This is a genomic window from Maricaulis sp. (assembly GCF_039978735.1).
Taxonomy (GTDB): domain Bacteria; phylum Pseudomonadota; class Alphaproteobacteria; order Caulobacterales; family Maricaulaceae; genus Maricaulis.
In genome coordinates this window covers 1-22,801 of sequence record NZ_JBDWAS010000002.1, presented here as the reverse complement: position 1 = coordinate 22,801, position 22,801 = coordinate 1, and the positions used below count along the sequence as shown (strand labels likewise).

The following is a 22,801-nucleotide window of genomic DNA, read 5'->3' as shown; positions in this document are numbered from 1 at the left end:
TTCGCGTGCTGAAAGCCCTGCCGAACATCATCACCGTCTTGCGCATCGTGCTGGCCATCGGCGGCGCCTGGGCCCTGTGGCAATCCTATTTCTGGTCGGTCGACTACAATGTCCCGCTCTGGCTGGGCGATGCCTCGGTCGCCGCGCGGACACTCGGCGCCTTTGCCATCGCCGCCTTTATTGTTGCGGCCATCAGCGACTGGCTGGATGGCTGGCTCGCCCGGCGCCTGTCGGCCGAATCCCGCCTGGGCTCGGTGCTCGACCCGATCGCCGACAAACTGCTCGTCGATGCCTATCTGCTGGTCTACACGATGATCCTGGGCAGCCCTGTGACGCTGGCCGTGCCGGTCGCCGCCATCGTGCTGCGCGACGCCGTCATCACGCTCACACGGATGGTGGCCCGCGGCGGGCCGGAACCGGCCTTGCCCGTTTCCGCTTCGGCCAAGCTGAAGACCGCCATCGCCATGGTCGTGACGGCCTTTCCCCTCATTGCCGCCATCGCCGGCATCCATACCGTGCTGTGGGTGGTGGAAGGCTGGATCATTGCCGTCTGGCTGACCGCCGCCATGAGCCTGGCGACCGGGCTGGGCTATCTGCGCCGCAAGCCGCAGGCCTGAACTTGAGCCGCGCGGCGGCACAGGCCATTCTGGACAGGACACAGATCAGGAGACGGCATGGCAGAGCTGGCCGGTGGTGATGCCCATATTCTCGTCGTCGACGATGACGACCGGATCAGGACCCTTCTCAAGCGCTACCTCCAGGAACGCGGCTTCCGCGTCTCCACGGCGCCGAATGCCGCCAAGGCCCTGTCGACGCTGAACTCTCTCGCCTTCGACTTGCTGGTGCTGGATGTGATGATGCCGGGCATGAACGGGTTCGAGATGACCGAAGCCGTGCGCCAGCGGGGCGATACGCCCATTCTGCTGCTCACCGCGCGCGGCGAGGCCGAGGATCGTATCAAGGGTCTCTCGCTGGGCGCGGACGATTATCTCGCCAAACCTTTCGAGCCGGAAGAACTGGTATTGCGGATCAATGCCATCCTGCGGCGGGCCCGGCCGGTAACGGCGGCGATCCGGCAGGTCGCTTTCGGCGACTGGCACTTCGATATCGGCCGGGAAAGCCTGAGCCGGCGCGGCGAACCGGTCCGGCTGACCGGCGGCGAAGCGGCCCTGTTGGCGGCACTGGCCGCGTCCGCCGGACAGACCGTCTCGCGGCTGTCCCTGTCCGAGCGCACGGGCGGCGGCGAACGCGCCGTCGACGTCCAAGTGACACGGCTACGGCGCAAGATCGAGGCCGACCCCAAGGAACCGCTCCACCTGCAGACCGTCCGCGGCGAAGGCTATCGCCTCGTGGCCGATCCGATCTTCGAGGACTGAGCCTCGTGGAGAAGCGCGCCCTTCCTTACATATCGCCACGGCTTGTCATCCCGGATGGATGCCCCGCGCAGGCGGGGCGCAAGTCCGGGACCCATAATCCCGGTGCGCGTTCAGCCATCTGCAATGCCGAGCCTGCTTCCGTCCAACAGCGGCGCGTATGGGTCCCGGCCCTGCAGCCCGCCGTCGCGGGCTATCCGGCCGGGATGACAGTGTGTTGGGCCACGGCGCAGAGAGGCATACCGCCATGGGCCTGATGCGCCGTTATCTGCCCAAGGGGCTGTTTGCCCGCACCCTGCTGATCATCGTCCTCCCGGTGGCGCTGATGCAGGTCGCCGTGGCGTGGTCCTTCTTCGAGGAGCACTGGGAGACGGTGACCAGCCGCCTGTCCGAGGGCGTAGCCGGCGATATCGCCATGATGACGGCGCTTTACGAGTCCGACCAGGAAACGCCCGCCGCCTTCGAGCGCCATGCCGAGATGGCCTATGAAACGATGCGGCTTTCGGTCGATTTCCGCCCCGGCGAGACCCTGCCCACCTCGCGGCGCTCTTCCTTCTTCCGCACGCTGGACCGCACCCTGCGCAGCGCCCTCTCGGCACAGATCGACAATGATTTCTGGTTCGATACCACGCGCTATCCCAGCTATGTCGATGTGCGGGTCGAGGTGGAGGGCGGCGTTTTGCGCTATATCGCCCTGCGCGAACGCGTATTTGCCACAACGGGCCATATCTTCCTGTTGTGGATCATCGGCGCGACGACGCTGCTGACAGCCGTCTCGATCGTCTTCATCCGCAACCAGGTCAAACCGATCCGCCGGCTCGCCGACGCGGCGGAACAATTCGGCCGCGGTCAGGATGTCGATCATTTCCGCCCGGCCGGCGCGACCGAGGTCCGTCAGGCCGCCCATGCCTTCCTGGAAATGCGCGCCCGTATCCGCCGCCACCTCGAACAGCGCACCGCGCTGCTGGCGGGGGTCAGCCATGACCTGCGCACACCGCTGACCCGGCTGAAACTGCAACTGGCCCTTATGCCGGCAAGCCCCGAGCGTGAAGACGCCAAGAAGGACATCGCGGAGATGGAGGAGATGCTGGACGAGTATCTCGACTTCGCCCGCGGCCAGGCAAGCGAGGAGACGGCTCGCAGCGATCTGGTGGAATTGGCCCGCGAGACAGTGGACGCCGCCGTGCGCCAGGGCGGAGATATCGAGTTTCTCGCCGATGGCGTCATCGAAAGCGATATCCGGGCCGGCACCGTGAAACGCTCGCTCGCCAATCTGATCTCCAACGCCCTCGCCTTCGGCAAGAAGGCGCGCGTCACCGTGCGCCGTGCCGGTTCACGGGTCGAGATCGTGGTCGAGGATGACGGCCCGGGCATTCCGCCGGACCAGTATGAAGAGGCGCTCAAACCCTTCAACCGGCTGGATGAGAGCCGCAACCAGAATCGCAAGGGCGTCGGCCTCGGCCTCGCCATCGCCCGCGACGTCGCCCGCAATCACGGCGGCGACATACGCCTGGGCGAAAGCGAGCTGGGCGGTTTGAAAGCGGTGATCAGCCTGCCGGGCTAACCTGTTCCGACCGGTTGAGACGCCCTAGCGCTCGCGGCCGCCATTGCCGCTATTGGCGGCGAGCTGGCGGGAGCGGCGCTCGGCCGCGGCAACGGCCTGGCGGACCAGCTCGGGCAGACCGCCGCCGCCGCCCATCAGGACATCGAGCGCAGCCTGGGTTGTGCCCCCGACCGGCGTGACGGCCCGGCGCAATTCCTGCGGCGACTTTTTCGACGAGGCAAGCAGCGCCCCGGCGCCCACGATCGTTTCGCGCGCCAGGCGCTCGGCCAGATCGCGCGGCAGGCCTTCGGCCACGCCGGCGCCCGCGAGCGCTTCGGCGAGCAGGAAGACATAGGCCGGACCGGCCCCGGACACGGCACCGACGGCACCGATCAGGCGTTCGTCATGCACCCATTCCACACTGCCCGCGCCCTTGAGCAGGCGCGTGATTTCCGCTTCCAGCGCATCGCCGGCCTCATTGGCCACGCACACCGTCACCCCGGCCCCGATCTCCGAGGCGGTATTGGGAATGGCGCGCATGATCGGCCGGTCGCCGAAGGCCAGCGCCAGGCGGTTCAGCGATACGCCGGCGATCGTAGACAGCAAAGCTGTCTCGTCGCGCATGACCTGGTTGAGATGGGCGGCGACAGTGTCGGCGGCCTGCACCTTGATGGCCAGGACGACGAGATCGGCCCGCTCGGCCTGCTCGAGGCTCAGCGCTTCGCTGATCATGAAGTCGTGCTTCTCGGCGAGTGCCTGGATGGTTTCGCCCGGCGACGGGTCGACCACGATGAGGTTTTCGGCTGCGACCTTGGCGCGCTTGCCACCGCGCAGCCAGGCGGCGGCGAGAGCCCCGCCCATATGACCCCCGCCGATGAGGGCAATCTTTTCAATCTTCGACATGGTGCGCCTCAGGCCTCACCTGCCGTCTCGAACATGGCGGCCGCGGCCGCCTCCTCGACATTCTTTCCGCCCCAGACGAGGAAGTGGAAGGCCGGATAGAAGCGCTCGCCTGCCTCGCGTGCAGCCGAAATCATGGCGGCCGCCTGGGCCGGCGACACGGTCTCGCCATTGGGCAGGGACAGGGCGTGGCGATAGACGATCGAGCCGTCCTCGAACCAGACGTCGAAATGGCCCAGCCACAGTTTCTCGTTCAGGCGCGCCACCAGTTCGCAGACATCGCGCAGCTTGTTGGACGGCACTTTCAGGTCGAGGCTGGAACAGATGTGGAGTGCTTCAAGCTCTTCACGCCAGGCGAACCAGATCTGGTGATCGCGCCAAGCGCCGGAAGCCGTCAGGTGCAGCTCGCCCATCTCGTCGCGATCGTAAGGATACTGCTCGGCAATAACCGCCTGTTCGACCGCGTCGAGCGGGTCGGTGACAGAGGGTGCGAATTCATCTGACAGGAGGTCCATGGAGTACGTTCCTTCGTCTGCGCTGCGAGTCACACCGTGCATGGACGGTATGACCGCGCTGCGTCAGGCGCAATAAAAAGCGGCGTGTGCGGCCGCGTCAGTTCGTGGATTTCGGCGCGCGGGCCTTCGCGGCCGGCTTCTTCGCGCGGCTCGCCGTTTTCGGCTTGGCTGGCGTTTCCAGCGCCTCGATACGGGCTTTCAGCGCGTCGATCTCGGCCCGCGAATCGTCGAGCGCCGCCTTCACGGCGTCGAATTCCTCGCGGCTCACCAGATCCATGTCGGCAATCATCCGATCCGCGCGTGCCCGGAAAACAGCACGAGCCTCCTCGCCCATCGCCTGTGCGGCGCCAAAGGCGTCGGTCATCAGATCGGCAAAATCATTCAGAAGCGGGTTGCGCGTTTGCATCAAAGAAAGCCATTAGAGTGACGAACGGCCACCTATATGCGGCCCATGGCGGAAAAGCGCAACGCGCCGATCCGTCACATCTGCATGTGCCACCCGCAACCCGCTGAGTCATTCATGGAATTCTGTCCGCCCAGCTTCGACCTGATCGACCCCATCCTGTTCACGATCGGCCCGTTCGACCTGTTCGGCATGGAATTGCGCTTCGACCTGCGCTGGTACGCCCTGGCCTATATCGCCGGCCTGCTGATCGGCTGGCGCTACATGATCGCCCTCGCCCGTCGGCCGCAGATCTGGCATCCGGCCGGCACGAAGAAGCCGAAGGCGCCCTTCACGGAAACCCAGGTGGACGATCTTCTGATCTGGGCCACGCTGGGCGTCATCGTCGGCGGACGGCTGGGCTATGTCATCTTCTACATGCCCGACATGATCTGGGAACGCCCGCAGGACATCGTGCTGGGCATTACCGATGGTGGCATGGCCTTCCATGGCGGGCTGATCGGCGTCTCGCTGGCGCTCTTCATCTTTGCCCGCCGGGAGAAGCTGGACCTGATGCGCATCGCCGATGCGGCCGCGGTGGTGACGCCGATCGGTCTGTTCTTCGGCCGGCTGGCAAACTTCATCAATGGCGAGCTGTGGGGCCGGCCGACCGATCTGCCCTGGGGCCTGCGCTTTGCCACCGACCCCTTGTGCACGCCGCGCCATCCCAGCCAGCTTTACGAGGCGGCGCTGGAAGGCCTGGCCCTGTTCGCCATCGTCAATATCGCGACCTGGAAATTCCGCTCGCTGGAGAAGCCGGGTCTCAATGCCGGCCTCTTCCTGTTGAGCTACGGCCTGTTCCGGGCCCTGCTGGAAACCGTGCGCGAGCCGGATGCCCACATGCCCGAAGCCCTGCGCGGCTATGTCACCATGGGCATGCTGCTCTCGCTGCCGATGATTGCCGCCGGTATCTGGCTGATCCATCGCGCCCTCAAACCCGCAGCAGCCGCCAGGGCCTGAGCGATGATTGCCGACCGCCTGCGTGACCGGATCCGCCAGACGGGTCCGATGTCCATCGCCGCCTTCATGACCGAAGCGCTGTTCGATCCGCGCGACGGCTACTACGCCACCAAGGACCCGATCGGCGCCGGGGCGGACTTCATCACCGCACCGGAAATCAGCCAGATGTTCGGCGAACTGATGGGGTTGTGGGCGGCGCAGTCCTGGATGGACATGGGCAAGCCTGCGGCCTTCCAGCTCGTCGAGCTGGGCCCCGGCCGCGGCACGATGATGGCGGATGCACTACGCGCGGCCCGCACGGTGCCCGGCTTCATGGATGCGGCGCATGTGGTGCTGATCGAGGCCTCGGCCGCGCTGAAGGCCGTGCAGGCACAGACGCTGGGTCCGACCGGCGCGCAGATCCGCTGGGTCGACCGGCTGGAGAGCGTGCCGCCGGGACCGGCCATCGTGCTGGGCAATGAATTCCTCGACTGCCTGCCCGTGCGCCAGGCCATCCGCCGCGGCGATGACTGGCATGAACGCATGATCGGGCTGGACGCGGACGCGGCCTTCATCTTCGTGCTCGGACCGCCGCTGGGTGCCGATGCGGATCTCATTCCCGACCGCCTGCGCGATGCGCCGGAAGACAGCCTGGTCAAATTGCGGCCCGGCGACCGCCAGGTCGTCGACGCGCTGGCCGCCCGCTTTGCCGATGCGCCCGGCCGCGCCCTCTTCATCGACTATGGTCCTGCCACGAGCGAGACCGGCGATACGCTGCAGGCCGTCAAGGCTCATAAGAAAGTACCGCCCCTCGAGAACCCGGGCACGGCCGACCTCACCGCCCGTGTCGATTTCGAAAGCCTCGCCGCCGCCGCACGCGCGGCAGGACTGGCCGTCAGCGGTCCGGTGACCCAGGGCGATTTCCTCATCGGACTGGGGCTGGAGGCGCGTGCCGCCGCGCTGTGCCAGGCGGCGCCGGACAAGCGCGCGGTCTTCGCCCGCCAGGTCTGGCGGCTGACCGATCCGGAGCAGATGGGCACGCTGTTCAAACTCGTCTGCCTCGACGCGGATGGCCTGCCGTCCCCGCCGGGATTCACCGCACGCTGAGCATTTCAGCTTCAATCCCCGGCGTGCGTCTGTTAATCAGCGCGCGAGTGTGACTGCCGGGGACCACCAGCCATGAAACTGATGTCGGGAACGGCCAATCGCGAGTTGGCCAGAGCGATTGCCGATTACCTGGATGCGCCCCTGTGCGCGAGCGAGATCGAACGCTTCGCCGATGGCGAAATTTTCGTGCGGATCGACGAGAATGTGCGGGGCGAAGACGTCTTCGTCATCCAGTCGACCTCCTCGCCGGCCAATGACCATTTGATGGAACTGCTGATCTGCATCGATGCGCTGGTGCGTGCCAGTGCGCGGCGGATCACGGCGGTCATCCCCTATTTCGGCTATGCCCGGCAGGACCGGAAGACTGGCGGGCGCACGCCGATTTCCGCCAAGCTGGTCGCCAATCTGATCGCCAAGGCCGGCGCCGACCGCGTGCTTACGGTCGACCTGCACGCCGGCCAGATCCAGGGCTTTTTCGATATCCCGACCGACAATCTCTTCGCGACCAAGGTGATCGAGGACGATGTCCGCCGGCGCTACCAGACCGACAATCTGCTGATCGTCTCGCCGGATGTCGGCGGTGTGGTGCGGGCCCGCGCGCTGGCCAAGCTGCTCGATGCCGAGATCGCCATCGTCGACAAGCGCCGCCCCAAGGCCGGCGTGGCAGAAGTGATGAACATCATCGGTGAGGTCGAAGGCCGCCGCTGCATCCTGTTCGACGACATGTGCGATTCGGGCGGCACGCTGGTCAACGCCGCCGACGCGCTGCTGGCCAAGGGCGCGATCGAAGTGTCCGCCTATGTCACCCACGGCGTTCTCTCCAAGGACGCCCAGGGCCGGGTGGCCAAGTCGCAGCTGCGCGAACTGGTGGTCACCGACTCGATTCTCGAACCGCCGAACTCCACCCAGACCGAAAAGGTGCGCCGCCTCTCCGTCGCCCCTCTGCTCGGCGAAGCGATCCGCCGGATCGCCAATGACGAGTCGGTCTCCAAGCTGTTCGACTGAACCGCGCGCGTTCGCTGACTCTTCCCTGCCGTCGCGGTTGCGCGGCGCTTGTGGATCGGTTATAGCCCGCCGCTCGAAATAACACTGTGGCACGAGGCCATGACAGATCGCCGCCCGCCCTAATCCGGCTGGAGGCGGCGTTTGCATTTAAGGAACAGGACCGATGAGCTCCAACATCGTTCTCAACGTCGACGTTCGTGAAGGCACCGGCAAGGGCGCAGCCCGCGCGGCGCGCCGTGAAGATCTGGTCCCGGGCGTCCTCTATGGCGGCGACCAGGATCCGGTTTCCATCAACCTGCGCGGTAACGAGATCCGCAAGGCCCTGCTGACCGGCCAGTTCATCTCCCACATGATGGAGCTGGAGCACGAAGGCAAGCGCCAGAAGGTCATCGCCCGCGACATCCAGTTCCACCCGGTGTCCGACGCCCCGATGCATATCGACCTGTTCCGCGTGACCGAAAAGACCCGGATCGACGTGGAAGTCACCGTTCACTTCATCAATGAAGAGAAGTGCCCGGGCCTGAAGCGTGGCGGCGTGCTGAACGTGGTCCGCCACGTGGTCGAGCTGAACTGCCCGGCCGGCGCCATCCCGGAATCGATCGAAGCCGATCTGAGCGGCCTGGATATCGGCGACTCCATCCACATCTCGGCCATTCCGCTGCCGAAGGGTGTGACCTCCACCATCACCGACCGTGACTTCACCGTCGCCACCCTGCAGGGTTCGCGCGCCGTGCTGACGCCGGAAGCCGAAGACGAAGATGCGACCCCGGCCGAGCCGGAAGTCATCAACCAGAAGAGCGACGACGAGTAGTCACTCGCCGCGACATTTCTGGAGCGTACAATCAGCGAAGCCGGGCCCGGCTTCGCTGATTTCATATCCGGCCTGCGCAATGACGGGAGCAGACGCCGATGATGATCCTCGCCGGCCTCGGCAATTACGAACCGAAATACCTGCGCAACCGCCACAATGTCGGCTTCATGGCGCTGGACGTGATCGCGAATGCCTGGAGCGCCGGCCCCTGGCGCAAGCGCTTCCAGAGCCAGGCCTGCGAACTGGTGATCGGCTCGCAGAAACTGCTCCTGATCAAGCCGCAGACCTTCTACAACAATTCCGGTCACGCCGTCGGCGAGGCCGCGAACTTCTACAGGGTCGCGCCGGAGAATGTCGTCGTCTTCCATGACGAGCTGGACCTGGCGCCCGGCAAGTTCCGCATGAAGACCGGCGGCGGTGCGGCCGGCAATAACGGCATCAAGTCGATCACCGCCCAGATCGGTCCGGACTTCCGCCGCGCCCGCATCGGCATCGGCCATCCGGGCGACAAGGGCCGGGTCACCGGCTATGTCCTGTCAGACTTCGCCAAGGCCGAGGAAGACTGGCTGATCGACCTCCTCGACGCCATCGCCGACAGTCTCGACCTGCTGGCGAAGGGCGAATTCGACGCCTTCCAGACCCGCGTGACGCACAAGGCGCCGGCGCCAGAGCCGGTGAAGCGCGGCCGGCCGGACGACTGAACTCTATTTCAGTATTTTTCGATATGATCGAGGCGAGATACAGTTTCGGTCGCGATATCAAATGCGTAGCGATAACCTCTGAAATCCGTAATCTCGACGCCCCCATCCAAGAGCTTCAGATCGACCAAATAGGATGGCATTCGTGTGACTGGCGGAACATGCACTGAACGGATCAGCTCGCCTGTGCCATCGACCAAAACTAGATTCTGATAAAATCGTTCTCGGCGAGCATCAGCGGTCCGGCGTGCTGTATGGGGATCAACCTCGAGTAACGCTAGCCCGCGGTCCTGTTCAAACATCAGCGTTTTCAAGACCTTTGATCGCGACAATCGTCTTCTCACGTTGCTGGAGACATGCGCCAAGACTGCGAGCGTCGCTCGCAACATTCCATACTTGGCTTGTTGGCCAGCTGGCCGTATCCGCTTCTCGCCGTCAAGGGCCCGAAGGGCCGCAAAGCGGGTATACCCCTTGACGGCGAGAAGCGGATACGGCGTCGTCTCGGCAAGCAAACGATGGATAGTTGGGGCAGCCTGATCGCCTTTCCTCCCCATTCCATGGGGAGGTGGATCGCCGCAAGGCGGCGAGACGGAGGGGCGCCGCGTCAGCGGCGTTATGCTTGAGACAAGCTCCGCCGCCTCCCGGCGCTGACGCGCCGGCCCCTTCGACCCGATGCTGCGCATCGGCCCACTTCCCCACGAAGTGGGGAAGAAACATCTCCCACCCCACTGACACGACAGTCGACCCCGCGGCCCATTCTTCTTATAAGGCGCGCTCGGACCAGCAAGGGACATCCATCATGGGATTCAAATGCGGCATCGTCGGTCTGCCGAATGTCGGCAAGTCGACCCTGTTCAACGCCCTCACCCAGACGGCGGCGGCGCAGGCAGCGAATTATCCCTTCTGCACGATCGAGCCGAATGTCGGCGATGTCGCCGTGCCGGAACCGCGCCTGAAGAAGCTGGCCGAGATTGCCGGGTCGAAGGAAATCATCCCGGCGCGGATGAATTTCGTCGATATCGCGGGCCTTGTGGCCGGCGCGTCCAAGGGTGAAGGCCTGGGCAATCAGTTCCTCGCGAATATCCGCGAGACCGATGCCATCGCCTATGTGCTGCGCTGTTTCGACGATGACGACGTGACCCATGTCGCCAACAAGATCGACCCGCTCGCCGATCTGGAAACGGTCGAGACCGAGCTGATGCTGGCCGACCTGGAAAGCCTGGAAAAGCGCCGCGCCAATCTGGAAAAGAGGGCCAAGACCGGCGACAAGGAAGCCAAGGCTGCCCTGTCCCTGATCGACCTCGCTCTGGAACAGCTGAACAATGGCCGCCCGGCGCGCTTTGCAGACGTGCCCAAGGAAGAGCGCAAGGCCTGGCGCGGCCTGCAGCTGCTGACCACCAAGCCGGTCCTGTTCATCGCCAATGTCGATGAAGACTCCGCCGCCACCGGCAATGCCTATTCCGAACTCGTCTTCAAGCGCGCCGAGGAAGAAGGCGCCGAGGCCGTCGTGATCTCGGCCAAGATCGAGAGCGAACTGGCCCTGCTGGAGGACGAGGAGCGTGCGGAATATCTCGAGACGCTGGGTCTGGAAGAGGCCGGTCTCGATCGCCTGATCCACACCGGCTACAAGCTTCTGGACCTGCAGACCTATTTCACGGTCGGCCCCAAGGAAGCGCGTGCCTGGACGATCCGCGAGGGCTGGACCGCGCCGCAGGCCGCCGGCGTCATCCACGGCGATTTCGAGAAGGGCTTTATCCGCGCGGAGACGATCCCCTACGAGGATTTCGTTGCCTGCGGCGGTGAAAGCGCGGCCAAGGAAGCCGGCAAGATGCGGGCGGAAGGCAAGGAATACATCGTCAAGGACGGCGATGTGATGCATTTCCGCTTCAACGTCTGATCTGCGTCAGACCACCGCATCGCAATCGGACGCCGGGCTGCCTAAGTGAGGCGTGATGTCTGCGAACTATTCTCTCCGCGCCACCGAGGCCCGCGAGGCGGCTCGCGCCGAAGCGGCTGCCATGGGCATTACCGCCCAGACCGTCTCCGATCTGGTCGATACCTTCTACGGGCATGTCCGTGCCGATGCGGATCTCGGTCCGATCTTCGAGAAGGCGATCGGCGACACTTGGGAGCCGCATCTGGACACGATGAAGCGCTTCTGGTCGGCCATTGTCTTCCATGACGGCGGCTATTCCGGCCGGCCCATGCCGGCGCATGTGAAGCTGAAGCCGGATATCGCGCCGGAGCACTTTTCCCGCTGGCTCGGCCTGTTCGAGCAGACGCTCGACGAGATCGGTGCGAGCGAGGCCGCCAAGGCCGCTTTCCTCGACCGGGCGAACCGGATCGCCAAGAGCTTCCAACTGCAGCTTTTCTATTCGCCATACGAATAAGCCGGTCAGACATGCATGCGCACGACTTGCACTTTCAGGCCGCAAGTCGCATGTGAGGGTGTGCGCTTTTCTGCGCCGATCCCCGGAGACCGCCATGACTTCACCGAAACGCCCGGCGGGCGAGACGCTGCCGCTTCCGCTGTTCGAACTGGTTGCGCTCCTGGTGGCGATGACCTCTGTCGTGGCCCTGGCGATCGACATGATGCTGCCGGCGCTGGACGATATTGCCGGCGACCTCGGCGTGGCGCAGGCGAATGACCAGCAATTCGTGATCACCAGCTATCTGGCCGGCTTCGGCGCGGCGCAGCTGTTCTACGGCCCGCTGTCGGACCGCTTCGGCCGCAAGCCGGTAATCATCTGGTCGCTCGTCTTCTTCATCCTGATGACGATTGTCTGCACGGCTTCGCCCTCCTACAGCCTGCTGCTGGTCGCCCGCTTCTTCCAGGGCGCTGCGGCCGCGGCCTGCCGGGTGATCGGCGTGGCCATCGCCCGTGACCTCACCTCCGGCCGGCGCATGGCCGAAGTGATGTCGATGGTGATGACCGCCTTCATGGCCGTACCGGTGCTGGCCCCGACGCTGGGCCAGATCATCCTGACCTTCGCCCCCTGGCGCTGGATTTTCGGCTTCCTGATCCTGTTCGGCATCGGCCTGATCGCCTGGCTGCAGCTGCGCCTGCCGGAAACCCTGCATCCGGAATACCGGGTACCGTTGCGCCTGAAGTCGACGATATCGACCTTCATGGAGACCACCCGTCACCGGCTGATGGTCGGGTATACGCTGGCCGCCATGCCCTTCTTCGGCGGGCTCTACGGCTTCCTGGGCACGTCGCAACAGGTCTTCGTCGACCATTTCGGCCTGTCCGACGCGCATTTTCCCCTCGCCTTCGCGGCGATTGCGGGCGGGATCGGCGTGACCAGCTACGCCAATTCCCGGCTGGTGATGCGGGTGGGCCAGCGGCGCCTGTCGCACGGGGCCCTCGTCGCCTTTACCGTGATCAGTATCGCGCACACGATCATCCTGATGTCGGGCGTCGACAATCTCTATGTCTTCCTCGTGCTGCTCGCCTCGGCGATGGCCTTCATGGGGCTGATCGCGGCCAATTTCTCGGCCCTGGCAATGGAGCCGGTGGGTCATATCGCCGGTACGGCCTCGGCCGCCTACGGCTTCGTGACGGGCGTGGTGGGCGCGGCGATCGGCGGCTATATCGGCCATCTCTATGACGGCACGCCGGTGCCGCTGATTGCCGGCCAGGCGATGATGTCGGCGATCGCGCTGGTGATTGTCTACATCACCGAGCGCCGCAAGCTGTTTGCAGTGGTCGAGGACTGGGAAGACTAGCCCTGCCCGCCCCGGCCGGTCATTCTGGGCGGCAAGAGGGAGGACGTCCATGTCATTCGAGACCATCCGCTATGCGGTCGACGAGCAGATCGCGACGATCACGCTGCACCGGCCGCACCGGCTCAATGCCTTCACCCTGGAAATGGGTGAGGAGATCATCGCCGCCTTTGACGAAGCCGATGCCGACGACAATGTGCGCGCCGTCATCGTCACCGGCGAGTCCCCGGCCTTCTGTGCGGGCGCCGACCTGTCGACCGGCGCCGACACATTCAACCGCGTCGCCGACGAAACCCAGAGCGGGGAGTTCGATCCGGAAGACCCCAAATGGCGCGACAAGGGCGGCAAGCTGAACCTGCGCATCTGGGACAGCGTCAAGCCGGTGATCGGCGCCATCAATGGCGCAGCGGTCGGGATCGGCGCGACGATGATCCTGCCGATGGATATCCGACTGGCCTCGATGGAGGCGAAATTCGCCTATCCCTTCGCCAAGCGAGGCATTGTCTGGGATGGCTGTGCCAGCTGGTTCCTGCCGCGCGTGGTGGGGATTTCCACCGCGATGGACTGGGGGCTGACCGGGCGGACCTTCACCGCCGCCGAAGCCTTCGAGAGCGGGCTGGTGGCCCGGGTCGTGCCGGCGGAAGACCTGATGGCCGAAGCGCGCGAGCGGGCCCGTCTGATCGCCGACAAGTGCGCCCCGGTCTCGGTCTCGCTGATGCGCCGCATGGCCTGGCGAATGCTGGGCTCCGGGCATCCGATGGATGCCCACCGGATCGAGACCCAGGGCATTCTCCATGCCGGGATGGGCGCCGACGCGAAGGAAGGCGTCATGTCCTTCCTGGAAAAGCGCCAGCCGGACTTTCCGCTGCGCGTCTCCGAAGACATGCCGCCCTGGTATCCCTGGTGGGATGAGGGCGAAGACGCCTACTGATCGAGCAGCAGCGTGCCCTCGGCGACTTTCACCGCATCGCCGCCGATCATCAGCTCGGTGAGCCGTGAGGCCTCGATGCGCAGGCGCAGGCGGATATGGCTGGGCCGGCCCATCTCGACGCCTTGGTAGAGGCTGACCGAGTGCTCGCCATCGCCCAGGCCCGCCTGTTCGGCGATCAGGCCGGCGAAGGCTGCGGCGGCGCCACCGGTCGCCGGATCTTCCATGATGCCCAGATGCGGGGCGAACATGCGGGTCCGCCAGTCGGTCGTGTGTTCGGTCTCGCTGGCCTTGACGACGCAATAGACCCCGACCGGCCGCTCGCCGCCGAACACGTCGGCAAAGGCGACAGGGTCGAGCGAGATCGACTGCAGGGCCCCGGCATTGCGCAGTGGCACAATGGCAAACGGCACACCGGCCGACCAGATACCGCCCTGCACCGACGTGTCCATCAGATCGCCCGGCTTCAGCCCCAGCGCGGCGGCAATGCCGTCAAACTCCGGCAGATCGCCAACCTGTTCCGGCAGACGCGGCACGAAGAAGCGGGCGGAGCCGTGGCGCGGCCCGTTGCGGCGGCCGTCGGCGGTGATGTCGCCGACGGTTTCCTCCAGCACGAAACGGCGCACATCGCCGTCCTTTGCATCGCTCTTCAGGGTCAGCGCAACAGCGGCACCGACGGTCGGATGGCCGGCGAAGGGCAGTTCGCTCACCGGGGTAAAGATGCGCAGGCCCCAGTCGGCCTCGCGCCCTCTCGGCTCGGTGATGAAGACTGTCTCGGAGAGGTTGAACTCGGCGGCGATGGCCTGCATCGCATGATCGTCGAGACCGTCGGCACCGTGCACAACAGCGAGCGCATTGCCCGCCCATTGATGCCCGGTAAACACATCATAGATGTCGTATTGCAGTGACATTTCGTGCCCTAATTCTTCAGCCGGTAGCCGGTGCGGAACATCCACCAGGCGATCGCCAGGCACGCCAGGAAGAAGCCGAGGATCGCCACGAGGCTGATCCCGACATCGACATCGGACACGCCGTAGAAGCTCCAGCGGAAACCGGAGATCAGATAGACGACCGGATTGAACAGGGTGACGGTCTGCCAGAAGGGCGGCAGGACGGAGATCGAGTAGAAACTGCCGCCCAGGAAGGTCAGCGGCGTAACGATCAGCATCGGGACAATGTTCAGCTGTTCGAAATTGTCGGCCCAGATTCCGATGATGAAGCCGAACAGCGAGAAGGTCACCGAAGTCAGCACCAGGAAGGCCAGCATCGCCAGCGGATGCTGTACCTCCAGCGGCACGAAGAAAGCGGCCGTGGCCAGCACCAGCACACCGAGGATGAGCGATTTGGTCGCCGCCGCCCCGACATAGCCGATGACGATCTCGAAGGCCGAGACGGGGGCGGAGAGGATCTCGTAGACCGTGCCGGTGAATTTGGGAAAGTAGATGCCGATGGCGGCGTTGGAGACGCTCTGCATCAGGATCATCATCATCACCAGGCCCGGCACGATGAAGGCGCCATAGCCGACCCCGTCAATCTCCTCGATGCGCGAACCGATCGCGGCGCCGAAGACGACGAAGTAGAGCGAGGTGGAGATCACCGGCGCCAGCACCGACTGCATCAGCGTGCGGCCGGTGCGGGCCATCTCGGCGTGGTAGATGGTTGCGATTGCGCGGAAATTCATCACTTGCCTCCCACCAGGCCGACGAAGATCTCCTCGAGGGAGCTCTGGCTGGTTTCCAGGTCGCGCACGGACAGGCCGGCCTCGTTGAGCCGGGCCAGCAGCGTGGTGATGCCGGTGCGTTCGGCCTGGGTGTCATAGTCGAAATGCAGCGCCGTACCGTCGGCCGCCAGTGCCAGCCCGTCGGCCTTCAGCGCCTCGGGCAGTTCGCTCAGCGGTTCGGCCAGCAACAGGGTGAGACGCTTTTGCCCCATCTTGTGCATCAGCGTGCCGGTCTCCTCGACCACGACGATCTCGCCCTTGTTGATCACCCCCACCCGGTCGGCCATCTGCTCGGCCTCCTCGATATAGTGGGTGGTGAGGATGATGGTGACGCCGCGCTCGCGCAGCCGGCCAATGACCTGCCACATGCTCTGGCGCAGCTCGACATCGACGCCCGCCGTGGGTTCGTCGAGGAAGAGGATGTCGGGTTCGTGGGCGAGCGCCTTGGCAATCATGACCCGGCGCTTCATGCCGCCGGACAGGGCGCGGATCTCCGAGTCCTTCTTGTCCCACAGCGACAGGTCTTTCAGCACCTGCTCGACATAGGCCGGGTCCGGTGCCTTGCCGAACAGGCCGCGCGAGAAGGAGACCGCCGCCTTCACCGTGCCGAACATGTCGATCGACATCTCCTGCGGCACCAGGCCGATGCGCGAACGCGTCTGGCGGAAGTCGCGCAGGATGTCGTGACCATCGACGGTGACCGTGCCGGTCGTCGGCGTGACGAGCCCGCAGACAATGCCGATCATCGTGGTCTTGCCGGCCCCGTTCGGGCCCAGAAGGGCAAAGATCTCGCCCTTCTCGATGTCAAGGTCGACGGTTTTCAGTGCGGTAAACCCGCCCTGATAGGTCTTCGAGAGACCCGAAATGGATATGATTGAAGACATGCGGAAAGGCGCCTTCCGGATAAGGGAGGCCAAAATGGCGTGGAGCGCCTAAGTTGGGGAGAGGCGCGGACGATTCAACCCTAGAAGGACGGGTTTTCCCTGAGTTTTTTTGTTCGCGACCGCCTGCTTCCCCCGGACTTGTTCCGGGGTCTGGCACGGGAGACAGGTCGCTCTGAATGCGTTGCCCCTCAATCGCCGATCCCCATCAGGGTCATCGGTATTGGCAGGCCCCGGAACAAGTCCGGGGAAAACAAATCTGGCTGAACAGGCACGCCTTCCCTATTCCTCCAGCCCTTCCTCCACATCCTCGTCGGTCAGGCCGCCATCGACGCGCCAGCCGTATCCGTCGCCCTGGGCCAGCGTGTCGGCGAGCCAGGGCATGAGGGCGAGGAGTTTTTCCTCCAGCGTGAAGGGCGGGTTGACGACGACCACGCCGGCACCGGCCAGCTTGCCCTCGCTGGCGAGGTCGCGCACCCAGAGGTCGGCGCGCAGGATCTTCTCCGGCTCGATACCCTTCTCGGCGATCAGCCATTCGGCGAGCCCGTTGTCGAACCGGTCGGCGGCCCAGAGGTTCTTCAGCGAGCGCCAGAAGATATAGGTGCCGGTCGGCCATTGCCCGAACGCGCCGGTGACGGCCTCGGCCATATGCGCCAGCTCGTCGCGATCCTCGAAGGGCGGATCGATCAGCACCAGGCCGCGCTTTTCCTTCGGCGGCAGCAGGCTTTTCAGCGCCTTGTAGCCGTCGCGCCGCTCCACCTTCACCCGCGCATCGCGGCGATAGCGGTCGTCCAGCGTCTTCGCGTCGGCTTCGTGCAGCTCGCACAGATGGATGCGGTCGTCGGCGCGGGACAGCCGGGCGGAGATTTCCGGCGAGCCGGGATAGTGGCGCATGCCGTCCGGATTGAGTGCGCGCACCACATCGAGATAGGGCGCCAGCGCCTCGGCGGCGGCTTCGGGCATGTCGGCGTTCAGCAGGCGGCCGATCCCGTCCTTCCATTCCGGCGAGCGCTCGGCCTCGCTGGAGGCGAGGTCATAGCCACCGATCCCGGCATGGGTATCGATCACCCGGAAGGGTTTGGGCTTGGATTTGAGATGCTCCAGGCACAGGGCGAGAACGCAGTGCTTGAGCACGTCGGCGAAGTTTCCGGCATGGAAGGCGTGGCGGTAATTCATGCCAGCGCTATAGCGTTTCTCCGGCGGCGTTTCCATCGCCCGCATCGGCGGGGCATGCTGAAAACCCGCCTCGCAACCGGCCGGGCTTTGGCCTAGCCTTTAAGGGCGCGTGAAGACGGAGGGGGCCAGACCGCATGTTCGTGAAACTCTATCGCCGGATGCAGGACGAGGCGGATCGCGGGCCGCGCCGGGTCTACAAGGCCGGCTGGCTGTTCAAGGACGACAAGACGAGCCTGATCTGGGACGCACCGAAACCGGTGAGTTTCGATCATCCGCGGCCGGCGACCTCGAAATCGGCCCTGTCCTGCCCCGCCGCGATCGAGTTCGACCGCCGGCATTTCGCCATCCCCTGCCCGGTCGACCTGCGCCTGCGCATGGTGCGCAATGCCCAGGGCCAGATGCAGCTGACCAATGTCGACGGGCCGCAGGCCTCGACCCGCCCGGCCGGTCTGCAGCAGATCCTCGTCCTGTCGCCGCCCAATGAGTGGCGCCATCCCGAGCGGCCGATGATCCAGCTGGTCACGCCCTATGTCTTCATTTCCGACGAGCCGCTCTACATCAACCAGTTCCCGCCCTTCCTGCACTACGAGACCCAGGCCCGGCCGGGCGTGATGCTGTGCGGCCGCTTCCCCGCCGATATCTGGCCGCGCCAGCACATGTGGGCGTTCGAGTGGCACGATCTGGAGAAGGATCTGGTGCTCAAGCGCGGCGAACCGCTCTTATATGTCCGCTTCGAGGGCGGCGATCCGGCCGCGCCGGTGCGCCTGGTCGAAGCCGAGAAGACGCCGGAGCTGGAAAGCTTCATGCGCTCCATCGTCGACGTGACCAATTTCGTGAACCAGAGCTTCCAGCTCTTCAAGACCGCCCGCGAGCGCCGCCCGAAAACGCTGCTGGTGGAGAAGAAGAAGTGACGACACCCTCCCCCTCTCCCCTGGGGAGAAGGTGCCCCGAAGGGGCGGATGAGGGGGAAGCCCCGGCATTGCCGGACCGCGCGCGGCCTGTGCCTCCCCCCTCTCCCTCGATCCCTCTCCCCGAGGGAGAGGGAGGACAGATGCTATTTCCACCCACCCAACATTACCGCCGCACACCCGGTCTTCCCGCCGGGCGGATTGGCGCTTAGGGTCGCGGCGACGTCAATTTGGGGAGACAGGCATGATCCGCTTGATGACTGCCGCGCTGGGCGCGGTGCTTCTGGCTACCACCGTTCAGGCGCAGGAGAATTCCGGGGGCGACATCCCCGAGCCGCGCGTCTATGAGAGCACCGGCCAGGTCAACGCCAACGGCACGCGGGTGCGCTACACCGTCACCGCCGGCGAGACCTATCTGCGCGATGCCGACGGCAATCCGACCGCCTCGATCTTCTCGACCACCTACATCGCCGACGGCCATGCCGACCCGCGCACGCGTCCGGTCGCCTTCGTCTTCAATGGCGGGCCGGGCTCGGCCAGCCTGTGGCTGCACATGGGCATGTTCGGCCCGCAGCGCGTGGCCCTGCCGAATGCGCAGGACGATGGCGCGGCGCCCTACAACATCGTCGAGAACACGCATTCCATCCTCGACGTGGCCGATCTCGTCTTCGTCGATCCGGTCGGCACCGGCTGGAGCCGTCCGCTGGGCGAGAGCGAGGGCGACGATTTCTGGGGCGTCAACGAGGATGGCGAAAGCCTGGCGCAATTCATCCGCATCTGGCTGACCGAAAACCGGCGCTGGAATTCGCCGAAATACCTCCTGGGCGAAAGCTATGGCACGCTGCGTATCGGCTCGCTGCTGAACCAGCTGGAAGGCAGTTTCAACGATGTCGCGATCAATGGCGTCGCCCTGATCTCGACCGTGCTGGACTTCCGCTATGACGACACGTCCGAGGGCAATGATATCGGCTATGTCGGCCTGCTGCCGGGCTTTGCCGCCACCGCCTGGTATCACAACCAGGTCGACCGCTCGGCCTGGAATAATGATCTGGAGGCCTTCCTCGCCGAGGCGCGCACCTTCGCCATCGAGGAATACATGCCGGCCCTGATGCATGGCGTGACCCTGCCGGCCGACCGCCAGGCGCGCGTGGTGCGCGAGCTGTCGCGCTTTACCGGCCTGTCGGAAGACTTCCTCACCCGCGCCAATATGCGCGTCTCGCTGCGCCGCTTCCAGCGCGAGCTGATGCGCGATGAAGGCGTGTCAGTGGGCCGTCTGGACGCCCGCTTCACCGGTGTCGAGGTCGACGGTGTCGGCGAGGATCCGGAAACCGATCCCAGCTTCTACGGCATCGACGGCAGCTATACCGCCGCCATGCTGGACTATTTCACCCGCACGCTGGGCGTCGACATGACCGAATTCTACACGGTGATCGGCGGCGTGCGCGGCTGGAACTGGGATGCCGGCCGCTCGGGCAACAATAACTACATCAATGTCGCCCCGTGGATCGCCCGCGCCATGCGCCAGAACTCCGATCTCAAAGTGCTGGTCGCCCAGGGCTATTACGACCTGGCCACGCCCTTCTTCGCCGCCGAGCTGATGTTCAACCAGCCCGGCTTCGACCAGGATCGCGTCCAGTTCCGCTACTACGAAGCCGGCCACATGATGTATCTGCACGAACCGTCGCTGGAAGCCTCGACGGCCGATGTGCGCGCACTGATTGCGAACTAATGCGAGGCGGGGATGTGGTATCAAATCGCCATGTCCCCGCCGTTTGCGGCAGCCAGCTCCCTATCGGGTCGGCCCCTCGAACGCGTGGAGGTAGAGCCACCCCTCGCGATCGAGGATCATGATGTTTTGGTTTGCGTGCCGCCACCAGTCGACGGCCACAAGCTCATCGTCTATGTAGATGTTGAACTCCGAGCGCCCGCGACCTTCGTAGTCGCGAAACCAGACCGGCGGGACCTCACCCAGTGCGAGTTCCCGGACACGCCCCGCTGCCCAGTCTTCCAGCTTTTGCCGGTCAACCTCGACATCGCCGTAAAAGCCGAAGCCCTGCCATTCCGGCGCTGTCAGGAGGCGGCGGACATAGACCTCCCCGCCCTCCAGATCATAGGCTTCATCGCCCCGGGCCCTGGCCGCAGGCAGAACAGGGAAGATCGGCTGATACATCGGCCGGCCCCTATTGCGATCGTCAACACGGCCGCCGCCGGTCGAAGTCCGCATCCCGATCGATCGCAGCACGCTTTCCGGAAAGTCGTAGTCGTAGAATTCATGGCCATCGAAAACCGGGCCCGCATCGATCAGAGCCTGACGCACCCCGCTTGGCGGGATAACCCAGAAGCGTTCCGAAGGGCTTTGCTGTTCAACTTCGGCGGCGAAAGGCGCCAGGATCGCCCGCACGGCATCGGACAACCGAACACGGCCTGCGCAACAAGTACCGCTCTCGCTAAAGCGACCAGCAATTGTGCCGGACCTGTTTCGGTGCGCCGCCGCCGCCCCATCATCCGGCTCCCATTCCCAGCTGTATCCGTGCGGCCCTGGCAAGCCGCCGATCTGCTCGTATTCCCGGCGGGCGTGGCGGCGCCAGGCGCGCCAGTCATCGCGTGTGGCCGGCGTCACCGACGCGCCATTAAAGGCAAACTTGGCATAGGGGCTGCGATAGGCGTCGTCGGACCGGTAAGCGATGGCAAAGCCCAGATCCTCGACATCCGGATAGTGCAGCAGCATGGGCAAGAGATCGTAGGGGACACGGCCCTCCTCCCACAGCCAGTCCTCGCACATATCGACCGTGCGCAGCGCCACCGCCTCGCCATTCGGCGCCGCCATGAACATGGCCAGGGGCGTGCGGGTGAAGAATTGCGTCGGCGTGGTGTGCCACGCCTCCATCAAGATCCCGCCGCAGGCGACGACATAGTCGAACTCGACCGGCTCGCCGCTATCCAGATGCGTGAAAGACGCCTGCATCCGGTAGAACCGCACCAGGTCCTCGCCATGGGCCCCCGTCTCGACCGGGCCCGAACAGGCTGCCGCCAGCAGAACAAGGGCTGCAGCGAACAGGCGGCAACGAAAGACTTGGCGCATGAGCTCTACGCTTCCTGGGTAAGGCGGTTTCACAGAACGTGCGGACGCGTCTCCGCACGCTCACGCGACACTCGCCTGAAAGCGATTAAGCCGGGTTAACAACCCTTGCGGGATTTTCCGGAACAGGCCGGCATGGGGCATATTGCTGCCCTAACGCGCCCGCCGCGTCAGGTCGCACACGGCGGCAAGTCCTGTCAGCACGAGGAAGGTCACGGCGGCGGAATAGCCGAAGGCTGCCGGGCTTTCCGGCAGCGGGCCGCCATGATTGGCGATCTCCGCCACGCCCAGCAGGACCAGGAAGACCCAGGGCCAGATCCGGCCGATGAGGCCCTTTGCCTCGGTCACGCGCATGTAGAGCAGAAAGCCGAAGACCAGCACAGCGGCCTCCAGTGCAAGGGCGACGGGGTAATTGTTCCACAGGCCCAGCCCGACGCGCGGTCCGCCCGGCCAGAGCAGGAGGTCGGGCACGTGGACGAGAAGGTCGAGTATCCAGTGGGAGAAGACGGCCGCGCCGACGACCAGCCCGCCCCGCACCTTCTCGCGCCGCGCCCAGATCGCATAGACCAGCCCCGCCGCCACCGACCAGGCCAGCGCGCCCGGCAGGGAATGGGTGATCGGCATGTCGTAGAGATCGAGCGCATTGGCGTCGGTAAAGCCCGGCACGATGCGCATGTTCTCGATGCCGTTGGCGACGAATATGCCCCAGGCCACATCGACCAGCTGCACCGCCAGGAAAAGCGTCCATAGCGGCACCGAACGCGCGACTGCCTTGCCGGCAAAGGCCGGACCGTAATGACCGACGAACATGCGATGCCCTCCCCTGTCCGGGCCCAGATTAGGGGCTGTGCAGACGCAGGCAAGGTGAGAGGCGGCTCTTTTCGCGCCCAGCGCCACTTCCCCCGGCCTTGTTGTTCAGCCCGGGGACATCATTAACGGGTGTTCGGAGACATGGTTGACACCTTGTGGCTTGGATTTCGTCTCTTGGACAGGAGGCGGCGATGGTCTGGCGCGAGGTTTGTGCGATGGATGAGCGGCGGGAGTTTGTGC

The 22,801-nt window shown here is 65.1% G+C and carries 24 protein-coding genes; 14 read left to right on the top strand and 10 right to left on the bottom strand.

Translation table 11 applies throughout. From position 1 onward, the window contains the following. Positions 1-5 precede the first annotated feature (5 nt). The 3 genes from ABJO18_RS00510 to ABJO18_RS00500 all read left to right on the top strand — a co-directional run bounded on the left by ABJO18_RS00510 (position 6) and on the right by ABJO18_RS00500 (position 2,937). Positions 6-617, top strand: a complete 612-nt coding sequence (locus tag ABJO18_RS00510) for a CDP-alcohol phosphatidyltransferase family protein (protein ID WP_348508303.1) — start codon at positions 6-8, stop codon at positions 615-617. Between the two features lie 57 nt (positions 618-674). Continuing rightward, entirely contained in the window at positions 675-1,376 is a 702-nt protein-coding gene (locus ABJO18_RS00505) for a response regulator transcription factor (protein WP_348508302.1), read from the top strand. Positions 1,377-1,620: 244 nt separating this feature from the next. Beyond that, positions 1,621-2,937 carry an ATP-binding protein gene (locus ABJO18_RS00500; protein WP_348508301.1) on the top strand — a complete coding sequence of 439 codons (1,317 nt, stop codon included), beginning with the start codon at positions 1,621-1,623 and terminating at the stop codon, positions 2,935-2,937. Between the two features lie 24 nt (positions 2,938-2,961). Here ABJO18_RS00500 and proC read toward each other — a convergent pair whose 3' ends face one another. The 3 genes from proC to ABJO18_RS00485 all read right to left on the bottom strand — a co-directional run bounded on the left by proC (position 2,962) and on the right by ABJO18_RS00485 (position 4,737). Beyond that, positions 2,962-3,819, bottom strand: coding sequence for a pyrroline-5-carboxylate reductase (proC, locus tag ABJO18_RS00495; protein ID WP_348508300.1), 858 nt, complete (start codon positions 3,817-3,819; stop codon positions 2,962-2,964). Between the two features lie 8 nt (positions 3,820-3,827). Then, positions 3,828-4,331 carry a YbjN domain-containing protein gene (locus tag ABJO18_RS00490; protein ID WP_348508299.1) on the bottom strand — a complete coding sequence of 168 codons (504 nt, stop codon included), beginning with the start codon at positions 4,329-4,331 and terminating at the stop codon, positions 3,828-3,830. Between the two features lie 97 nt (positions 4,332-4,428). Next, positions 4,429-4,737, bottom strand: a complete 309-nt coding sequence (locus ABJO18_RS00485; RefSeq protein WP_348508298.1) for an accessory factor UbiK family protein — start codon at positions 4,735-4,737, stop codon at positions 4,429-4,431. A gap of 114 nt (positions 4,738-4,851) precedes the next feature. Between ABJO18_RS00485 and lgt the strand changes: the two genes are divergently transcribed. The 5 genes from lgt to pth all read left to right on the top strand — a co-directional run bounded on the left by lgt (position 4,852) and on the right by pth (position 9,336). Then, positions 4,852-5,733 carry a prolipoprotein diacylglyceryl transferase gene (gene lgt / locus ABJO18_RS00480; RefSeq protein ID WP_348508297.1) on the top strand — a complete coding sequence of 294 codons (882 nt, stop codon included), beginning with the start codon at positions 4,852-4,854 and terminating at the stop codon, positions 5,731-5,733. A gap of 3 nt (positions 5,734-5,736) precedes the next feature. After that, on the top strand, positions 5,737-6,819 hold the full coding sequence (locus ABJO18_RS00475; protein ID WP_348508296.1) for an SAM-dependent methyltransferase: 1,083 nt from the start codon (positions 5,737-5,739) through the stop codon (positions 6,817-6,819). 72 nt (positions 6,820-6,891) lie between these two features. Then, a complete protein-coding gene (locus ABJO18_RS00470) occupies positions 6,892-7,824 on the top strand; it encodes a ribose-phosphate pyrophosphokinase (RefSeq protein ID WP_348508295.1) in 933 nt (310 codons plus the stop codon). Positions 7,825-7,987: 163 nt separating this feature from the next. After that, entirely contained in the window at positions 7,988-8,635 is a 648-nt protein-coding gene (locus tag ABJO18_RS00465) for a 50S ribosomal protein L25/general stress protein Ctc (RefSeq protein WP_348508294.1), read from the top strand. 98 nt (positions 8,636-8,733) lie between these two features. Then, the gene (gene pth / locus ABJO18_RS00460; protein ID WP_348508293.1) at positions 8,734-9,336 is read left to right on the top strand and encodes an aminoacyl-tRNA hydrolase; all 603 of its coding nucleotides are present in this window, start codon (positions 8,734-8,736) and stop codon (positions 9,334-9,336) included. Between the two features lie 8 nt (positions 9,337-9,344). Here the strand turns inward: pth and ABJO18_RS00455 are convergent, their stop codons facing one another. Continuing rightward, entirely contained in the window at positions 9,345-10,016 is a 672-nt protein-coding gene (locus tag ABJO18_RS00455) for a hypothetical protein (RefSeq protein WP_348508292.1), read from the bottom strand. A 116-nt stretch (positions 10,017-10,132) separates the two neighbouring features. On the opposite strand from ABJO18_RS00455, the gene ychF reads away from it, so the two are divergent. The 4 genes from ychF to ABJO18_RS00435 all read left to right on the top strand — a co-directional run bounded on the left by ychF (position 10,133) and on the right by ABJO18_RS00435 (position 13,990). After that, positions 10,133-11,230 carry a redox-regulated ATPase YchF gene (gene ychF, locus ABJO18_RS00450; RefSeq protein WP_348508291.1) on the top strand — a complete coding sequence of 366 codons (1,098 nt, stop codon included), beginning with the start codon at positions 10,133-10,135 and terminating at the stop codon, positions 11,228-11,230. A gap of 55 nt (positions 11,231-11,285) precedes the next feature. Beyond that, positions 11,286-11,723, top strand: coding sequence for a group III truncated hemoglobin (locus ABJO18_RS00445; protein ID WP_348508290.1), 438 nt, complete (start codon positions 11,286-11,288; stop codon positions 11,721-11,723). 94 nt (positions 11,724-11,817) lie between these two features. Beyond that, positions 11,818-13,062: a multidrug effflux MFS transporter gene (locus ABJO18_RS00440; protein WP_348508289.1), complete on the top strand. Its 1,245-nt coding sequence runs from the start codon at positions 11,818-11,820 to the stop codon at positions 13,060-13,062. A 49-nt stretch (positions 13,063-13,111) separates the two neighbouring features. Further along, the gene (locus tag ABJO18_RS00435) at positions 13,112-13,990 is read left to right on the top strand and encodes an enoyl-CoA hydratase-related protein (RefSeq protein WP_348508288.1); all 879 of its coding nucleotides are present in this window, start codon (positions 13,112-13,114) and stop codon (positions 13,988-13,990) included. Here the strand turns inward: ABJO18_RS00435 and ABJO18_RS00430 are convergent. The 4 genes from ABJO18_RS00430 to rlmJ form a co-directional block, all read right to left on the bottom strand. Continuing rightward, complete coding sequence (locus tag ABJO18_RS00430) at positions 13,984-14,898, bottom strand: PhzF family phenazine biosynthesis protein (RefSeq protein WP_348508287.1); 915 nt, start codon at positions 14,896-14,898, stop codon at positions 13,984-13,986. The genes ABJO18_RS00435 and ABJO18_RS00430 overlap by 7 nt on opposite strands. Before the next feature lie 8 nt (positions 14,899-14,906). Continuing rightward, positions 14,907-15,668 (bottom strand): ABC transporter permease, encoded by a 762-nt coding sequence (locus ABJO18_RS00425; protein ID WP_348508286.1) that lies wholly within the window; start codon positions 15,666-15,668, stop codon positions 14,907-14,909. Beyond that, positions 15,668-16,591 (bottom strand): ABC transporter ATP-binding protein, encoded by a 924-nt coding sequence (locus ABJO18_RS00420; protein WP_348508285.1) that lies wholly within the window; start codon positions 16,589-16,591, stop codon positions 15,668-15,670. The genes ABJO18_RS00425 and ABJO18_RS00420 overlap by 1 nt, the downstream gene beginning before the upstream one ends. A 279-nt stretch (positions 16,592-16,870) precedes the next feature. Beyond that, positions 16,871-17,800, bottom strand: a complete 930-nt coding sequence (rlmJ, locus tag ABJO18_RS00415; RefSeq protein WP_348508284.1) for a 23S rRNA (adenine(2030)-N(6))-methyltransferase RlmJ — start codon at positions 17,798-17,800, stop codon at positions 16,871-16,873. A 98-nt stretch (positions 17,801-17,898) separates the two neighbouring features. Here rlmJ and ABJO18_RS00410 point away from each other — a divergent pair, with 98 nt between their 5' ends. Together ABJO18_RS00410 and ABJO18_RS00405 are read left to right on the top strand one after the other, a co-directional pair. Further along, positions 17,899-18,675: a hypothetical protein gene (locus tag ABJO18_RS00410; RefSeq protein ID WP_348508283.1), complete on the top strand. Its 777-nt coding sequence runs from the start codon at positions 17,899-17,901 to the stop codon at positions 18,673-18,675. A 241-nt stretch (positions 18,676-18,916) separates the two neighbouring features. Continuing rightward, a complete protein-coding gene (locus ABJO18_RS00405; protein WP_348508282.1) occupies positions 18,917-20,401 on the top strand; it encodes a peptidase S10 in 1,485 nt (494 codons plus the stop codon). A 60-nt stretch (positions 20,402-20,461) separates the two neighbouring features. On the opposite strand, the gene ABJO18_RS00400 is transcribed toward ABJO18_RS00405, so the two are convergent. Both ABJO18_RS00400 and ABJO18_RS00395 read right to left on the bottom strand, forming a co-directional pair. Continuing rightward, positions 20,462-21,754, bottom strand: coding sequence for a hypothetical protein (locus ABJO18_RS00400; protein WP_348508281.1), 1,293 nt, complete (start codon positions 21,752-21,754; stop codon positions 20,462-20,464). A gap of 150 nt (positions 21,755-21,904) precedes the next feature. Further along, positions 21,905-22,561 (bottom strand): metal-dependent hydrolase, encoded by a 657-nt coding sequence (locus ABJO18_RS00395; protein ID WP_348508280.1) that lies wholly within the window; start codon positions 22,559-22,561, stop codon positions 21,905-21,907. Positions 22,562-22,801 lie beyond the last annotated feature (240 nt).

Bases quoted from the DNA above. Each gene is read 5' to 3' on its own strand.
- ABJO18_RS00405 (WP_348508282.1), top strand. From the start codon at position 18,917: ATGATCCGCTTGATGACTGCCGCGCTGGGCGCGGTGCTTCTGGCTACC.
- ABJO18_RS00470 (WP_348508295.1), top strand. From the start codon at position 6,892: ATGAAACTGATGTCGGGAACGGCCAATCGCGAGTTGGCCAGAGCGATT.
- ABJO18_RS00485 (WP_348508298.1), bottom strand. From the start codon at position 4,737: ATGCAAACGCGCAACCCGCTTCTGAATGATTTTGCCGATCTGATGACC.
- ABJO18_RS00430 (WP_348508287.1), bottom strand. From the start codon at position 14,898: ATGTCACTGCAATACGACATCTATGATGTGTTTACCGGGCATCAATGG.
- ABJO18_RS00400 (WP_348508281.1), bottom strand. From the start codon at position 21,754: ATGCGCCAAGTCTTTCGTTGCCGCCTGTTCGCTGCAGCCCTTGTTCTG.
- ABJO18_RS00440 (WP_348508289.1), top strand. From the start codon at position 11,818: ATGACTTCACCGAAACGCCCGGCGGGCGAGACGCTGCCGCTTCCGCTG.
- lgt (WP_348508297.1), top strand. From the start codon at position 4,852: ATGGAATTCTGTCCGCCCAGCTTCGACCTGATCGACCCCATCCTGTTC.
- ychF (WP_348508291.1), top strand. From the start codon at position 10,133: ATGGGATTCAAATGCGGCATCGTCGGTCTGCCGAATGTCGGCAAGTCG.
- ABJO18_RS00475 (WP_348508296.1), top strand. From the start codon at position 5,737: ATGATTGCCGACCGCCTGCGTGACCGGATCCGCCAGACGGGTCCGATG.
- ABJO18_RS00505 (WP_348508302.1), top strand. From the start codon at position 675: ATGGCAGAGCTGGCCGGTGGTGATGCCCATATTCTCGTCGTCGACGAT.
- ABJO18_RS00445 (WP_348508290.1), top strand. From the start codon at position 11,286: ATGTCTGCGAACTATTCTCTCCGCGCCACCGAGGCCCGCGAGGCGGCT.
- ABJO18_RS00455 (WP_348508292.1), bottom strand. From the start codon at position 10,016: ATGCGCAGCATCGGGTCGAAGGGGCCGGCGCGTCAGCGCCGGGAGGCG.
- ABJO18_RS00435 (WP_348508288.1), top strand. From the start codon at position 13,112: ATGTCATTCGAGACCATCCGCTATGCGGTCGACGAGCAGATCGCGACG.
- pth (WP_348508293.1), top strand. From the start codon at position 8,734: ATGATGATCCTCGCCGGCCTCGGCAATTACGAACCGAAATACCTGCGC.
- proC (WP_348508300.1), bottom strand. From the start codon at position 3,819: ATGTCGAAGATTGAAAAGATTGCCCTCATCGGCGGGGGTCATATGGGC.
- ABJO18_RS00410 (WP_348508283.1), top strand. From the start codon at position 17,899: ATGTTCGTGAAACTCTATCGCCGGATGCAGGACGAGGCGGATCGCGGG.
- ABJO18_RS00425 (WP_348508286.1), bottom strand. From the start codon at position 15,668: ATGAATTTCCGCGCAATCGCAACCATCTACCACGCCGAGATGGCCCGC.
- ABJO18_RS00465 (WP_348508294.1), top strand. From the start codon at position 7,988: ATGAGCTCCAACATCGTTCTCAACGTCGACGTTCGTGAAGGCACCGGC.
- ABJO18_RS00395 (WP_348508280.1), bottom strand. From the start codon at position 22,561: ATGTTCGTCGGTCATTACGGTCCGGCCTTTGCCGGCAAGGCAGTCGCG.
- rlmJ (WP_348508284.1), bottom strand. From the start codon at position 17,800: ATGGAAACGCCGCCGGAGAAACGCTATAGCGCTGGCATGAATTACCGC.
- ABJO18_RS00420 (WP_348508285.1), bottom strand. From the start codon at position 16,591: ATGTCTTCAATCATATCCATTTCGGGTCTCTCGAAGACCTATCAGGGC.
- ABJO18_RS00500 (WP_348508301.1), top strand. From the start codon at position 1,621: ATGGGCCTGATGCGCCGTTATCTGCCCAAGGGGCTGTTTGCCCGCACC.
- ABJO18_RS00490 (WP_348508299.1), bottom strand. From the start codon at position 4,331: ATGGACCTCCTGTCAGATGAATTCGCACCCTCTGTCACCGACCCGCTC.